The organism is Bathymodiolus heckerae thiotrophic gill symbiont (assembly GCF_900128515.1).
Lineage (GTDB): Bacteria > Pseudomonadota > Gammaproteobacteria > PS1 > Pseudothioglobaceae > Thioglobus_A.
On sequence record NZ_FQTP01000048.1, the window covers coordinates 1 to 12,778 of the forward strand.

9 protein-coding genes are annotated in these 12,778 nt (G+C 39.0%); 2 read left to right on the top strand and 7 right to left on the bottom strand.

Going from position 1 to position 12,778, the window contains the following annotated elements:
- Positions 1-327: 327 nt before the first annotated feature.
- Both BTHERMOSOX_RS06930 and BTHERMOSOX_RS06935 read right to left on the bottom strand, forming a co-directional pair.
- Positions 328-564 carry a WGR domain-containing protein gene (locus BTHERMOSOX_RS06930; protein ID WP_138120377.1) on the bottom strand — a complete coding sequence of 79 codons (237 nt, stop codon included), beginning with the start codon at positions 562-564 and terminating at the stop codon, positions 328-330.
- Between the two features lie 11 nt (positions 565-575).
- Positions 576-1,520: a site-specific integrase gene (locus BTHERMOSOX_RS06935; RefSeq protein WP_138120378.1), complete on the bottom strand. Its 945-nt coding sequence runs from the start codon at positions 1,518-1,520 to the stop codon at positions 576-578.
- 246 nt (positions 1,521-1,766) lie between these two features.
- Here BTHERMOSOX_RS06935 and BTHERMOSOX_RS06940 point away from each other — a divergent pair, with 246 nt between their 5' ends.
- Together BTHERMOSOX_RS06940 and BTHERMOSOX_RS06945 are read left to right on the top strand one after the other, a co-directional pair.
- Positions 1,767-2,051, top strand: coding sequence for a type II toxin-antitoxin system TacA family antitoxin (locus BTHERMOSOX_RS06940; protein WP_138120379.1), 285 nt, complete (start codon positions 1,767-1,769; stop codon positions 2,049-2,051).
- 2 nt (positions 2,052-2,053) lie between these two features.
- Positions 2,054-2,539: a GNAT family N-acetyltransferase gene (locus tag BTHERMOSOX_RS06945; RefSeq protein ID WP_138120380.1), complete on the top strand. Its 486-nt coding sequence runs from the start codon at positions 2,054-2,056 to the stop codon at positions 2,537-2,539.
- A gap of 246 nt (positions 2,540-2,785) precedes the next feature.
- On the opposite strand, the gene BTHERMOSOX_RS06950 is transcribed toward BTHERMOSOX_RS06945, so the two are convergent.
- Genes BTHERMOSOX_RS06950 through BTHERMOSOX_RS06970 form a run of 5 tightly spaced genes read right to left on the bottom strand, consistent with a single transcriptional unit; the run spans position 2,786 to position 12,289 of the window.
- Positions 2,786-4,864: an ATP-binding protein gene (locus BTHERMOSOX_RS06950; protein WP_138120381.1), complete on the bottom strand. Its 2,079-nt coding sequence runs from the start codon at positions 4,862-4,864 to the stop codon at positions 2,786-2,788.
- Entirely contained in the window at positions 4,861-6,264 is a 1,404-nt protein-coding gene (locus BTHERMOSOX_RS06955; protein WP_138120382.1) for an SIR2 family protein, read from the bottom strand. Before BTHERMOSOX_RS06955 ends, BTHERMOSOX_RS06950 begins: the two co-directional genes overlap by 4 nt.
- Before the next feature lie 57 nt (positions 6,265-6,321).
- Positions 6,322-8,403, bottom strand: a complete 2,082-nt coding sequence (brxL, locus tag BTHERMOSOX_RS06960; RefSeq protein ID WP_138120383.1) for a BREX system Lon protease-like protein BrxL — start codon at positions 8,401-8,403, stop codon at positions 6,322-6,324.
- Positions 8,404-8,411: 8 nt separating this feature from the next.
- Positions 8,412-10,952: a PglZ domain-containing protein gene (locus BTHERMOSOX_RS06965; protein ID WP_138120384.1), complete on the bottom strand. Its 2,541-nt coding sequence runs from the start codon at positions 10,950-10,952 to the stop codon at positions 8,412-8,414.
- Positions 10,949-12,289: a hypothetical protein gene (locus BTHERMOSOX_RS06970; RefSeq protein ID WP_138120385.1), complete on the bottom strand. Its 1,341-nt coding sequence runs from the start codon at positions 12,287-12,289 to the stop codon at positions 10,949-10,951. The genes BTHERMOSOX_RS06965 and BTHERMOSOX_RS06970 overlap by 4 nt, the downstream gene beginning before the upstream one ends.
- Positions 12,290-12,778 lie beyond the last annotated feature (489 nt).

The window sequence follows — 12,778 nt, forward strand, 5'->3', positions numbered from 1 at the left end:
TTAGAGATTCTCAGTGCCCAGCAAGGGCTGAACAAGTTCGCTTTAAAATCGAAACTTTATATTAATGCTATTCGACAAGCTTTTGATGAATTGCAACAATTAAAGTCGGCTACTGCGTAACATCAGTCAATTAAGAAACAATTCCAAGCTATTGATAGTTCGTATCAGGCATGGCTAATTTCTGAAATATCTAGGGGGTGTCTGAATACTTACCTTTTTTTACATGAAGAGGGGTATTATGAAACTTAAATTTAAAAAAATAATCCTACCAAACTCGTGCTATTGATTACTTTAAAGGCCAGCCACCTGCGACGGTGTATAGTTTCCTCATCCCCCCCTATCTAAATAACCTTTTTTCATTTTCTTATCCTTCCATAGCGCTTGTGCGGTCATCGCTTCGGTTTCTGTTGAAAACCATTCTTTTCTGACAGTGCCTGGCGAACCCACACGCCCCCATTCTTTGACTAAGGTCCAATCCTCAAATAAACTCGGCACGACCCATAACTGATAAAAACGGTGTTTGTTTTCTGCATCATTGTGATATTCCAAGTAAATTCGATACATCTTAGCCTCGCTTAGCGGCGTTGCATGGCGGCTAGCTGCGCCATCCCGCCACGTTTGACCTGTAACTGTTCCGAATAACGGGCCACTCGCTCCGGTGTTTTCCACGAGCCTGCCTGAATAATTGCAGGCATATCAATCCCAGCTGACACGAGGTCTTGAGCTGCCCCAACGCGGGTTGAATGACCACTAATATTACTTATATCCAAGCCTGTCGTTAAGGCGATACGTTTAAAACTACGACTGACCCCTTCGCCAGATAAGGAGCCTGGTAAGACCTGTTGCCAACGGTTCAGCCCGCGAAAAACAGCTCCCTCGCTAATCTCAGCACAGAGCAGCCAGTTTTGTAGGTGCTCAACGGTGGTATGGGATAAGTATTTGACTGTGCCAGCACCGAGCTGATCCGTTTTACTCTTGACTATCGTGAGGCTGCCGGAACCATCGTCATGAAAATTTAAATCCTCAACCTGAATCGCCACTGTTTCAGAGCGTCGGCATAAGGTATCGTAAGAAAGACAGACTAAGGCCTTATCTAATAAATCACGCGGGGCAGCGTTCAGCAGCTGTAAAGCCAAATGAATCTGTGGCCAATTGAGGCCTTTCGCCTGATCTTGTCGTATGCCCTTTTTTCGGGCCATCCGTCGAATGGCTAAACGGACAAATTCATGACGCACCGGATTTTTCAAGCCAGCGACTTTATGGGCGGTCGCAATGGTTGTTAAATAGCGTTTGACCGTCGCCACTTTTTTTAACTCGGCCTGGGCATCGATAAACCCCACTAACACCTCAGTTGAAGCGGGAAGAGAAATCGCCTTATGATGATCACACCAGTTTTCAAACACTTTCCAGTCCGCTTTTCGAGCCCGTTCGGTGTTTTCAGAAAAAGCGCCTTCGGCTGCTTTTTGGTAATTTTGGGCGGTGACTAATATGCCACTGAGTTTATCAGGTAGATTGTCCATAATAAAAATTATAGCATATACTGTGTGATAACCGGTCCTTATCGAACAGTAGAAAAGGAAAAAAAACCAAGTTAAAAATAGAAAATTCTAATGTTCTATTAGAAGGTGTTTTCTATAAAAAACACGGCACACCGACACTCAGCCACTTAGATTTATGAAAATCTATCTATTGTAGGGCTGTACTAATAAATAATTTGTAATGACGCACAATTGGCGTACAATTAATTTAACCTATTGGAGATCACCATGCCTGCAACAGAAACTATTAAACAAGAGCGTATGCACATCCGCCTTGATACCGCGTCAAAACAGACACTGGAAAAAGCTGCGAGTTATAGCCATAAGAAGCTATCTGAATTTGTATTGTCACAATCTTTATCGGCTGCTGAAACTATCATCAGTGAACATGAGCACATTACTTTATCTCAGCCTGACTGGGATTTGTTTTTAGATGCCCTTGAAAATCCACCGACAAAAAATACAAAATTAATGGATGCTTTAGCCTTACATAAAAAGTCAGTTGTTCGTTAAGTATGCAGCTATCAATCAATGCTCTGAATACAGGACACCTACGTAAGGCGTTTGATTGTGGTGAACCAACACTCAATACTTATTTACACCGCTACGCTCGCCAGAATATAAAAAACCGCATTAATCGGGTATTCATTGCTTCACCGGTTGATTCTAACAAAATTATTGCTGGTTATTACACGCTGAGTGCTGGCAGCATAAGGGTTGATGACTTACCGCTTGCACAAAAACGCCGATTACCCAACTATCCGATCCCTATTGCTTTATTGGGACGGTTAGCTGTCGACAAGCAATATCAAGGACAACGTTTAGGGGCTATTTTGTTAGCTGATGCAGTACAGCGTGTTGAACAAGCGAGTGAAGTATTAGCTGTTTATGCCATTGTCGTTGAAGCGTTAAATCCTTCGGTTGCTGAATTTTATCAGGGCTTTGGCTTTATAGCCTTTGCTAATCAGCCTTTAAAATTTTTTTTACCAATGAGTTCTTAGGTCGTTTTCTTATCCTACCTATAACCATTGCATCGCCTTATTCTGCGATTTATCATACAGTGCTGTCGTCTGAATATCCGTATGTGCTATCTATCGAGTCGTATAAGGGGTTAATTAACCCCATAATAGAATCCTTTTTATTTTAAATTGATGCGATAGTTGCTACTTGCGATTGAACCAGATTAAGGTTTTTAAAAAACCTTAATCTATAGCTGTCACATAACAGACCAATACTACTTATACAATTTAACCTTTTTGCCAATCAGCAACAACACTTTTCCAGTCAGATTTACGCGCTACAGTTTTCCCACCTTCATCCTTACCTTTCCATACATTCCAAAAATCAGGATCATCCGAATGAGGTCGCTGTGCTTCAGACAGATCATTCATTTTAACTAAAACTGGAAGTTCGGAAGCCCACCCCATTAAAATGGCATGTTGTGATGGGAGTGATGGTAATTCTCTAAGAAGACCTCGTAAATTATCAGGTACCAACTTATGTACTTGTTCTTGGTCACGGTCATTACTTATTCGGTGCAATAAAAATGTATTACATTGCGATAATACTGTTGGAGACAGTTCAGATGGGCGCTGAGAGGAGACTATTAACCCAAGTCCAAATTTTCGGCCTTCACGAGATATTTTCTCAAACACCTGGCAACAAATTGATGCAACATCCTGATTTTCTGAGTCATCCCTGTATCTTTTAATAAAAGTATGAGCCTCTTCTGCAACCAATACTGTGGGCAAAGTTACGTTATTTAGCCTTCTATAACGCTGCAATGATTCCAAGATAATTCGAGATATTACTGCAGTAACTAAATGGATAATTTCATTAGGTACCAATGATAAATCAATCACTGAAACACAACTATGCTCTCCTTCTTTACCCTCTCCAACATCTTTTCCAATATAAGTTTCAAGCCACTCTGCTAGGTCAACTTTCTTTTCACTGTCATTAGTAATCGGCTTCATTCTAGTGTCAGCAAGCATTGTCCTAATCCGAGCAATAAGATATTCAACATGCTGCTCATTACCTGTTTGCTGTGCTAATGCTTCTAAATAGGAAACAAGATTATCACCCTCAAATGGCAAAGGAATATCTTCCCCTTTAGGAAACAAGTCTTTTTCATCACCACAAAATGCACCAAATGAATCAGCTATATTTAAAATTAGTGTATCAATTTCACCTACTGATGCATTAAGGTTAGGATATTTATCAGACCTGTTATCACAATATGCTTGTAGGTTTTCAAACAAGTGGTCTAACCTTTTATCGTCAGCATCTAGTCTCCCTTGGTAGAGATCTATACTCTTCCGCCAACAACCTATTTTCTCCAAAACATACTTAGGCCCTGGGAATTTTCCCCAAGGAGATCCTACTGACTTATCGTGCTTAATTGCGACAAGAATAGTCCCAAGAAATTTTTTAATTTCTAAATCTAAATTGGTATGTAGCTCAAATTCTTCATTTCTCATAGCCCTTAACGCTCTTTTAAGAAGGGGTAATTGAACTTTAGCGCTTGCTTTAGTAAATGCAGCCCATTCAGAGCTATTCCAAAACCAGGAAGGCACTTTAAGCTGATGCTCTTCTGCTCCAGCATCAACCTTAAAAACTCTCCCCTTAAATTTAGTTTTAGGCCCAAATGCTCGAGTATACTCACCATTAGGATCTAATATGATAAATCTAGCATTTGGCTCTTTCCCTTCTTCGGTTGCCGCTTCAATAGACCATTGGATCAACCCCGCAACTGAGCAAGACTTACCACTCCCTGTATTACCTAAAACGGCAACATGTCGCCCAAACAAACGATCAGGGTCAATGGCTACATTTGCATTATTAGCTAATGGGCTGTGACCTATAACTACCCGACGATTATCTCCTGATTCAACAATAGATCTAAGCTGATTGTCAGTCGGCAAAAGCACTGATGCTCCAATAGTCGGAAATGAATCAGCACCTCTCTGAAATTTATAACTATCTCTTCCTTGTTTAGAAACACGTTTAAGTGTGCCAACTGGATTTAGACTTAACTTCCTGAGAGGGAAAGGCAAATCAATTAAACCAAAATCTTGTAACCCTTTACGTTTAGGAAATGGAGAGTGCTCAACTGCCAGCCACTCCACTTGACCAACTAAATATCCATTATCACAAATAACTAAAACATAACTATTTACTCTAGGAAAATTTCTAGGTGTTCCTGCATTTAAAGCAACGGCATCAGGAGCGTCAACATCTAAAATTGCACGAATCTCGTTTGGAGAGACAAAATCTATACTACCAACGCGGAGTTGTTCAATCTGCTCAATTGGAAGCACACTCATTCAGTGCTCCCTATAACTGGGCTAGTAGTTTCATTATTATTGAGTCCTCGTGATTTCAATAATTCAGCCATACGGATGGAAGTTCGGTCAATGGCAGGCTTAGGCAAATAATAATCAACTAATATTTTTAAATCACCTAGATGATCGCCAAGTAAGAGTGATATCTGTGCTTTTCTGCCGCTTTCTTCAAGAAACCTCATAATCCGCCCAAGCGGGTCACCATAAGCAATGATCACAAGATGTGTTGATGGAATAGTTAACATATCAAGTAAAACACGGTTGATATGTTCATCTCCAAAACTATACCCATAAGTAACCAAAGTACTATTTGGACGGCAAGTCGCAGCAGCCAAATCTCTAAATAGCTCAACATATGGGTATTCAGCCGTTTCTCTATCTTTCACAGAATTGGGATAAATCATTAGCTGTTGGTAATTTGCACTACCAGTACCTTCTACTTGTAAGAATGGTTCTACTGACGCAGCTCCAAATGGCAAACCAAAACGTCGTATTGTACCTTCTGTTTCATACCAATCTAATGAGCCATGGAGCTTAGTAAACCTAGCAACACCTTCCAAATACCTAGGTTCACCACGAATTCCCGGAGGATTGTAATGAAAATCAACCTCTAAACGAGAAGAACGAAAAACAGGGGAAATATTGCCAACAAACCGATCAATCAAACGCAGACCAGCTAACTCAGCACCTATTTCGATTATCCTATCGTAATTAGTTGTAAAAATATGCAACCTATCTCTTGTTGCAGTCCGACTAGAGAAACTCATTAAAAAGTTTACAAGATAATTGAATGTTTCCGTTTTTCTCTCTCTATCTGCATTACGAATAGCATTTTCACCAGTACTAATTGAAGCTGTAAACGTTTCTAAACACCGTGATAATTCAGATTGAAGACCTGATAACTCTTGTGCCAGGTCTCTATATGGTGGATTAGGGAGCGGAGGTGATGCCGGCAAAGGTGTATTTAAAACTGTTAAAATCTCCAACCCTTTTAACAATTCGTTAATTGCCCTAATTTGATCTTCAATGTTTCCTGCCTTCCGACCTGCTAGCTTTGCTGCTTTATTAGCAAAAACGTCAATCTCTTGCTGACAAACCTTTAGGTCATCAATCCAACTCATACCTACGGGGGGAGCACCATTTGCTGATTCTTGAATTGCTGTACTTAATCCAGCTCCGACTAACAAATTAAGGTGTTCAGACTGAAATAGTGCAGTAAGCCATGGTTCAATTCTAGTTCTTAATTTATCTGGAGTAATTTCTTCACCGGGCTTAGCCCAAGAACAGGGATTACTTGTAGTAAAAAACTCTCTTTCCCCATCACTATGTAATTCTAATTCGATTGGATTATGATCATCCCCAAGCTTAATAAATTGGCTCACTATATATCCACTCCTTTAGTTCAGATTAAAATATTACATTCCCACTATTAAATTTCTCTACCTCTTAAATATATCCACCTTAGTTTCCAAACATTTCCTCAAGGTCAAATCATTAACCCCAACGCCAAACCAGCTATCTGGCTTTTGGAAAAAATCCAATCCACGGCCAATCTTTACAGTCCAGCCATTATCAATACGGATTTCACGATCATGCAGGTTTTCATTTATCTTCACATTTAGATTCACATCAAACTCAAGTAAGCTCTGTTGTACATCTAATAATCGCTCAGCCATTTCCTTGACATCAGTCTTGTCATCGTAGCTAAGGATTAAATCAATATTTTTCACAGTTGGTTGTTTTAAAACAGCTTCGCAAAAGCGGATGAAATTCTGTACTTGATGCGTTGCTCGGATATAAGGATCTTCAACCACTACTGATTTTGCACCAGCAAGATAGGGAAGAATTATTGATTCATAGCTATAGCCAGTCGAATCATAAGTGATAGTAAAATGCTGTTCTTTTAATTCCAGTACTTTTGTCTCAACGGTATCAACTGATTCAGTAGGCTCACTTTCAAAAACTGTTTTTTCTTGTTTAACAACTGAATTTTTATTAGATTGATGACTTTCACCTGGCACATTTATATCAACTCGCATACCTGGTTTTTGCGGAGTTAAAGTCGCACTCGCGCCAATGCTTTCAGGACACCTGACAATAATTTCTTTATCTTTGGCATTGATGTAAGACAAATCAATTAAAGCAAACTCATCGTCCGGCTTACGTTTGTTCATTTGCTCTTTAACGCGTCTTCGCCCTTCTATGGCATATTCAACATATTCTTCAAAGTCTTCATCTGAACACTCACCATGCGGATGTAACATCTTCATAAACGCTACTACCGTTTTTTTAATCCCTTTTTCATCACGTCCTTCAATTGCGGCACCTAATTTTATGCGTTTGCTTACTTCCTCATAACGATTAGTATGTTTTAGCTGATAATGAAAAGCCTCTGCCAAATAATCGGTAATAAAACCATAATTTGAAGTCAAAAACGCAGAGCTATTTTTCGGCATTTCCCAGCCAGGTAAATAGGTACAAAAACGGTCCATAATCGCCAAGTCAAACTCTTTGGGCAAGGGCTGAAATAAATCGTATTCAGTAGAGTTAACAACCTGCTTAACGCCTAAATCCAAGTTACCAATAAATGTCATACTGGCATCAGCAATCACCTCAGCACCACGCGAGAAACGCCCGTTAGCCATAAAATCTTTCATAATTTGAATAGTATCTGGGTCTTTAACCCGCATATTACCCACTTCATCAAAAGCAATGGTATCCCAGAATCCTACTAAGCCTACCTTTTTACGCGCATTGTTATAAAACAAAGTGGCACTACTGGTTTGCCCACCTGATATCAAAGTGGAATAAGGTGAAAATTCACTGTAAAAATAAGATTTCCCCGTACCGCGAGGCCCCAATTCAATAAAGTTATAATTGGCTTCAACTAAAGAAGCTAAACGTGATAAAAAGTGAAACTTTACACGTTTAGTCAGCTTGCTTGGTTCCAAGCCAACGGAACGCATAACAATATCCATCCACTCATCACGCGTATATTTTGCCCTACCTCCACAATAAATATCATAATCAAAACGGCTTAGCTGGATAGGACGTAAATCTTCAATATAAAAGGCATAGTCATCCTCTTCTATATCATTGTGGCAAAGCGTTACTTCAGCCCAAATTCCACCCTCTAATAAGCGATCATTGTTTTTATAAAACTTTTCTCCAATAGCAATGCGCTGAGAGTTAAAATTTTCCATGCTTGCCCAATGGCGTTTTTCTTTTTCGACATAACGCACATGTACTTTATCAATAAATTTATGCTTTCCTTTGGTAGCCACCTTTGACTGTGCGGCATTCGCCTCATCAGGGCGTACATAATTATCAGATAAAGTATCTAACACGGCTTCTAAGCCTGCCTGTATTTCATCCACATCATCACTGGCACAATAACGCGCTAACAAAAACTCCAAAACAAAAGTAGGCACATTTGTACCTTTCTTAATACGATGCAGAAGGTCTTTACGAACAACTTTTCCATCAAAAACAGCTAATAATTTATTGTCTAACTCATCCATAACAACCTCTAAACCGCATAGTCAGTTTCTAATTCAAGTGGTATACCCAGTACAGTTGATGTTAAAGGATCAATCGCTTTAACAGTGAACTTACCTTCAAACTCTGGGTCCATTTTGAGCGTTACCTTAATAGATTCACCAGGTTCAACAAGAATTGTTCCTGTCGCTGCATTCACATATTGCCCTGGTTTTGCTTCTCCCACCACAGTAGTACCTTTTGCACCTTTATGAGCTTCTAATAGAATTTCTACTGCCCCTGTTTCATCAATGTCATCGAACATCCCTTTTTGTAAACCCTCTAATTTCAACTCAATTACTGCAAACCTAGCAGTCACACGCTTAGCACCTTTCTTATAATCTAAAAGTACTGTGGCCGTCTGCTTAGCTTTAACAATCGTTGATTTAAGTGTAATTTCTATAACAGGCAGTAAACACTCCTGTAGAGACAATCCACCATGATAATACAACATACCTCGTCGATAAGGTGCTAATGACCGAGGACCAGAAAATTGCGGAATATCTGTTTTAATACCACATTGCTCAGCTGATAATTTATAGTGGTGTGCATCAACATTACCATTACCTAATAACATTCGTTCATGCTCTACCTTCCAATCACCTTCTGGTTTAGAAACCAAATCACCCGCTTCTTGCGCATTGTTCATATAAAAGCCATGATCCGTAGCAATAATAACTTTCTGAAAGCCTTGGCTCTGTAGCTTATTAACAGCACGTCGAATCAATTTAAGCTCTCGCTGTATCATATACGGCGCATCTTCAGCATGATTCTCAAAGTAACTATCTATTTCAGTACTTCTAAGAACCAATAGCTCAGTAGATACGTCGATTTTTTTTCTTGCCTTAACAAAAGCATGCAACTCCATTTCCTGAAAGCGATCACCATACCGAGAAGAAAACACCTTCATTCGTGATGGCACATCAGAAATAGCATTACCATCAAAAAGCGCTTTAGTCTTACCTTCCACCAAACTTACACTTAATTTTTGCGAAGCATCAGGTAATAAACTCGCCATACCAACCGGTGTAATGGATGGTAATGTTGCAAAGGCAACAGATAGACTAGTATCCGCATCTTCACTTAATTGTTTATGCAGTTCATAGCCCAGCTCATAACGTAATGCATCTACCATCATATAAGCAACGCGTGAACCGCTGTTTTTAAGAATTGGGGCAACTTTAGTATCAAAAACCTGTGTATTAGAAATAACGCCTTGTAACGGCCATCCCGTATTATCGACAAAAGATGTAAATTTGAACTGTACAGACTCAACCAGGTTTCTATAGACCTTACGTACTTGATCAACGCCACCAGGCATTAACTCTTCAACATCAGGGCAATCATTGACTGCTTGCTCAAATTCACGATGTAACTGATCTGCTTTGCGTAATGAGGTTTGGTAAGCTTCTATCAATATCTCTGGTGATTTAGTATAAGCCCCCAATTCACGTTGTAAATCATCACAAGTTTCCATTAACTGTTGTGCTGATTTAACTAAATCCCAATTTGCCTGGCTATCACTTTTCTCCGACCAAACAGAATTTGCATGTTCTTTGATAAAAGTACGCGTGCTATCGCCATCGCCAGTCAGTAATGCAGATATTGCTTGCTTAAGATAACAATACTCTTCAAAAGGAAAGGTGTCTCGGCGACCTAGTTTAAGTATCTTGGCACAAACAGTATCCAGATTAAGCTCCTGCTCAATGGCTTCTGCTTGTTCAATATACAAAATTTTATAGTCAGTATGTTTACGTAGATTATCCCCTAGCTCCTCAACGATTGGGCGAGCAGATTCTTTGGCGGTAGGAACATCTATTAAACCAGCGGGAATAGCTTCATTTAAATCAAATACAAACTCACTAAACAAAACAAAACGCCACAACTCATCTATGACAGCTGTGCAATTGCTTTGCTTGGTGCGTAAGGTCATACCCAGCACGCTGGAAAAAAGACTCTGTACCTCAACTAGCCAACTGTCTTGTTCAGCTAATTTTGTTTGCATCTTTGCATCAGCAACCATCAACTTAAATAAAAGATTAACCGCGCCTTCAGCTACCAATATCGCTTGTAAGGTTGACCAATTCGCACCGCCACCGATAGCATTAATCACATCAAAACTAGGCTGACTATTTTTTTCAAATAAAGCACGTATTTCAGTCGCTTGATCTGGCTTAGATTTTAAGCAAATATCAATAAAATTATCCCCTGACCGCTCAGGGTCAGGAAAAACAGAGCCAGCTACCGCATAGACTGCAAAAGGATCTTTCTGCTTTTCCTCCTCTTCTAAAGGCGCATGTTTTGGGATATAAACTAATAACTGCTGACCAGCCGTTAAATGAGACAGTGCTTTTATTCCTTGTTGTCGCGTAGCCAAACTGCCCACAGAAACATCAATAACGGTGCAGCTATCAGATACCATTTCAGCACAAAGTTTTCTATACCTAAGCTCCTTATCATAGACAACCAGTACACTGGATTCTGCCAAGCGGCTTTGGAGAATCTCATTTTTTATATAGGCTTCTATGCTCATTCTCCAAGTCCCTCAATTTGAATTTTATTTTGGATATATGCATTCAATTCAGTATCTGATAAAGACTTAGGTTGCCATTCCAATACAGGCTCTTTTTTACGTGGTTTTATGACTTCAACTTCATGCCATAAATCATTTTCAACTTCATGTGCTATAGCTAAACTACGGTCTTGATGGCATTTTTTTAATACCCGTGTTGGCCAAATAGAACAGGCCAAATGCGCCCAATCATATTCACCTGCTTCAAGTTTTTCCCAGGTTTGTTTAAGTTTTTTCTGCCAAGGTTTATGCTGAAATAAACGCCATAACGGGGCAGCAGTAATTTGCACACCATCATTTAAATCGGGCTTCCAAAATTTAGCGATACGTAATAACTCATCACGGAAATCTTCGAGCTCAAGTTTAAGGTCAGATAAACGGCCAAATTCTTTTTCTTCATCTTTATTACGGGAAGTTTTATTTTTTAATGCTACCAAGTCGTCATTAACTGATACTAACTCCGGATCAACAAAGTTATTTACACAAATAAAAAGAGTTTGTTCCGTTATCTTATGATAATAAACCCAGAGTGTGTAAGAGCCAGATAAAACCTGCAATGGCCAATAAAGAGGGCTAGTCCGACCAGAACAAGTATACCTTTGCAGGTGATAGTCAAAAAATAACTTATTATTTCCAACATATTTTTCAATTTTATCCAGTTTCAAACAGCCGATTGAAAAATCATACACTTCACTTTTATTGATTCTTTGGCTTTGAAATCTAGCTAATTCAGACAAGTCCTTATAAAAAATCACTCCCCCTATGCATACATTTACAGGGGTTGATTTAGGTGCATCAGTGCCCCACCTGCCGAATGCCAATCCCACACAGTAACTCAAAAAATCATTTGCCAAATTAGTTCTAATTTCTTCTTTAGTCAACTGACTCCATTTGTACACTCCTTCTTTTGGAGTTTGTTCAGCATAAGTATTGAGATCCTCTAACGATACCGTATCATTAATTCCATAATATTTAGTTACTAAATCATCTACTTCGCTGTGTAACGAAACTAAATTATTTTCACACTCTGATAATTTAGATATGAAAAAATTTACAGCTGTTAATGCATCTTTATTAACATTAGCTAAATAAGGTGAATTAAAATATAGTGTTGTTTCATCTTCTGCATAGTAATTTTCTTTAATAAAGACTATTTCCTTTACTTTATCGATAATAGATTTTCTTATTTCATTTTCAGGTTCAACATTAGGTATTGGCAATAAATTAATGTAGCCAGAATACTTGTGTTGACCAGAATATGTATTTAATAAACGAGAAATAAGTGTACTATTTAACACACCTAGTAAAAAAACGATCCAGATTTGAGTCAATGGGGATACATTGTCCCTCAACAGTAAAGATAGTATCACCTTCAATCAAATGAGCATCTAGAAATTCACCTCTTTTCCCAAAACCAATACCTTGCTTAAAGTGTTTATCTTTATTTTGAATTCTGTACGAATACGATGGAAAGTTTTCTGACCCAATATTTCTATAAGTACCAAATATGGCAAGCTCTCTTTTGGGGTTAGAATACCTAATAAATCCCCCCCCATTATACAAATAACAAAGCCTGTTTTCTTTACCTATACTCTCATCAGGAAAAACCTCCCAAAACAATCTAAAATGGCGCTGAGACGTAACCGTTCATTCCCCTATATAATTAAGCAGCAACTAGCGCAGGCATCTGCGGTAATTTAGGCACATTATTTCCCTGGCGGCGCATTTTAATAACATCCCTAAGATACAAAAGTGGTGAACTATTTCGTAATCGGCAGGTCGCAAAT